The sequence below is a fragment of the Streptomyces capoamus genome, from assembly GCF_014654935.1.
GTDB classification, from domain to species: domain Bacteria; phylum Actinomycetota; class Actinomycetes; order Streptomycetales; family Streptomycetaceae; genus Streptomyces; species Streptomyces capoamus.
The window spans coordinates 38,993-41,516 of the sequence record NZ_BNBF01000023.1 but is presented as its reverse complement, the minus strand read 5'-3'; the positions used below and the strand labels follow the sequence as shown (position 1 = coordinate 41,516).

Genomic DNA, 2,524 nt, shown 5'->3' with positions numbered 1-2,524 from the left:
GCGCCGGTGCAGGGAGGCTGCCGCTCTTACGCAGCGGCAACTGGGGGAGATCGTCAACTACACCGGGTCCCTGATCGGCCAGATCGAGACGGCCAGGAAGGTGCCGACGCTGGAGTTCAGCGAGCGGGTGGATGCGGCGCTGGGGACGGGTGGGTTGCTCTCGCGGCTCGTTGAGCTGGTGCTTCGAAGTCAACTTCCGGCGTGGTTCAGGGAGACGGCAGAGCTGGAGGCGCGGGCGGTGGAGATCTGCACTTTCCAGATGGGCATGGTTCACGGTCTCGTGCAGACCGAGGCCTACGCGCGCTCGGTCCTCGGAGTGCTGGACGAGTCCAAGTTGGACGATAGAACCGCCGCGCGAATGGGCCGTCAGCGGATCTTCGAGAGGTCGAAGCCTCCGATCTTCTGGATGGTCCTCAGTGAGGCTGCGCTGTACCAGGAGATCGGTGGTCCCGATGTCATGCGCGAACAGTTGGCCCGCTTGTTGTCGCTCGCAGCCGAGCCTCGGGCCAACGTTCAGATCCTGCCATTTGCGGCTGGGGCACACGCAGGATCACAAGGCTCGTTCAACGTCTACCGCTTCTCCAGCGACCCAACCATCGTCTACACCGAGGGGTACGGCAGTGGGCACCCGACCGCGAACCCGGACACGGTCCAGGACTGCTCGCTCCGTTACGATCATCTTCAGGCCGCCGCACTCTCCATCAGGGACTCGGCGGAGTTGATCCGACGGGTGACGGAGGACCGCTATGGAGAGCAAGTGGCGTAAGTCGAGCTACAGCGGTGACCAGGGCGGCGATTGCCTAGAAGTCGCCGAAACCCCCGCCGCCACCCTCGCCATCCGGGACTCCAAGACCCCGGCGGGGCCGATCCTCACCGTCGCCCCCGCCGCCTTCACCCGCTTCGTCACCTGGGCGTCGGCTACAGCCGCTGAATGATCGTCCCGGTGGCCAGCGCGCCGCCCGCGCACATCGTGATGAGCGCGAACTCCTTGTCGGTCCGCTCCAGTTCGTGCAGGGCCGTGGTGATGAGGCGGGCGCCCGTCGCGCCGACGGGGTGGCCCAGGGCGATCGCACCGCCGTTGACGTTGACCTTGTCCAGGTCCTGCTCGAAGACCTGGGTCCAGCTCAGGACCACGGACGCGAAGGCTTCGTTGATCTCCACGAGGTCGATGTCCTTGAGGGACATGCCCGCCTTGCCCAGTACCGCGCGCGTGGCGTCGATGGGGCCGTCGAGGTGGTAGTGCGGGTCGGCGCCGACGAGGGCCTGGGCGACGACGCGGGCCCGGGGCTTGAGCTTCAGGGCGCGGGCCATCCGCTTGGACGCCCACATGATCGCCGCGGCGCCGTCGGAGATCTGGGAGGAGTTGCCGGCGGTGTGGACGGCCGTCGGCATGACGGGCTTGAGGCCCGCCAGCGCCTCCGGGGTGGTGTCCCGCAGGCCCTCGTCCCTGTCCACCAGGCGCCACATGCCCTGTCCGGCGTACTGCTCCTCCTCCGTCGTGGGCACCTGGACCGCGAAGGTCTCCCGCTTGAAACGTTCCTCCGCCCAGGCGTGGGCCGCCCGCTCCTGTGACAGCAGGCCCAGCGCGTCGACGTGCTCGCGGGTCAGGCCCCGGTGGCGGGCGATGCGCTCGGCCGCTTCGAACTGGTTGGGCAGGTCGACGTTCCACTCGTCGGGGAACGGCTTGCCGGGGCCGTGCTTGGAGCCCGAGCCCAGCGGGACCCGGGACATCGCCTCGACGCCGCAGCTGATGCCGACGTCGATCACGCCGGCCGCGACCATGTTGGCCACCATGTGCGCGGCCTGCTGGGAGGACCCGCACTGGCAGTCGACCGTGGTGGCCGCCGTCTCGTACGGCAGTCCCATGGTGAGCCAGGCGGTGCGCGCGGGGTTCATGGACTGCTCGCCGGCGTGGGTCACCGTGCCGCCGACGATCTGCTCGACGGCGTCGGCGGGGATGCCGGTGCGGCCGAGGAGTTCACGGTAGGTCTCGCCCAGGAGGTAGGCGGGGTGCAGGTTGGCGAGCGCGCCGCCGCGCTTGCCGATCGGGGTGCGGACGGCTTCGACGATCACGGGTTCGGCGGCCATGGGTGCGGGTCCTCTCCGAGAGGGCTCTCCTCCAGAACTAGTACGCGTTCTAGTTCTGCTCAGCAGTCTGCTGACGTGTCGTCCGCCACCGCAAGGGTCTTGCAGGTGCCGAGGGTGCGGTGTGGGAGTGTTCCGCCCCGATTGGGGGTGCCGTACCCCTTGCTACTTGTAGAACCCGTTACTACCTTCGCGGCACCCGCTGATGGACCGTCAGATGGCTGGAGCCGCCGATGCCCTGTCCAGCGCTGCCCGACGGGTTCGACCCCACCGACCCCGACCTGCTGCACCACCGTGTGACCCTCCCGGAGTTCGCCGAGCTGCGCCGCACCGAGCCGGTCCGCTGGATCCCGCAGCCGCGGGGCGTCGCGGGCTTCGCCGACACCGGCTACTGGGCCGTGACCCGGCACGCCGACGTCCGGTACGTCTCGACGCACCC

At 69.0% G+C, this 2,524-nt stretch carries 3 protein-coding genes and 1 pseudogene; 3 read left to right on the top strand and 1 reads right to left on the bottom strand.

Annotated elements, in window-relative coordinates; genetic code table 11:
• Both IE312_RS29855 and IE312_RS29850 read left to right on the top strand, forming a co-directional pair.
• Positions 1-766 (top strand): helix-turn-helix domain-containing protein (locus tag IE312_RS29855; protein WP_229900589.1); only part of this gene is annotated, 766 nt, incomplete at its 5' end.
• Positions 747-935 carry a DUF397 domain-containing protein gene (locus IE312_RS29850; RefSeq protein WP_189985396.1) on the top strand — a complete coding sequence of 63 codons (189 nt, stop codon included), beginning with the start codon at positions 747-749 and terminating at the stop codon, positions 933-935. The genes IE312_RS29855 and IE312_RS29850, both read left to right, overlap by 20 nt.
• Here IE312_RS29850 and IE312_RS29845 read toward each other — a convergent pair.
• Positions 919-2,088 (bottom strand): steroid 3-ketoacyl-CoA thiolase, encoded by a 1,170-nt coding sequence (locus IE312_RS29845; protein ID WP_189985395.1) that lies wholly within the window; start codon positions 2,086-2,088, stop codon positions 919-921. The genes IE312_RS29850 and IE312_RS29845 overlap by 17 nt on opposite strands.
• A 230-nt stretch (positions 2,089-2,318) precedes the next feature.
• Here IE312_RS29845 and IE312_RS42435 point away from each other — a divergent pair.
• A pseudogene (locus IE312_RS42435) lies at positions 2,319-2,524 on the top strand (steroid C27-monooxygenase); the annotation flags it as partial.

Excerpts from the sequence above, each read along its gene's own strand:
- IE312_RS29850 (WP_189985396.1), top strand. The coding sequence starts at position 747 with ATGGAGAGCAAGTGGCGTAAGTCGAGCTACAGCGGTGACCAGGGCGGC.
- IE312_RS29845 (WP_189985395.1), bottom strand. The coding sequence starts at position 2,088 with ATGGCCGCCGAACCCGTGATCGTCGAAGCCGTCCGCACCCCGATCGGC.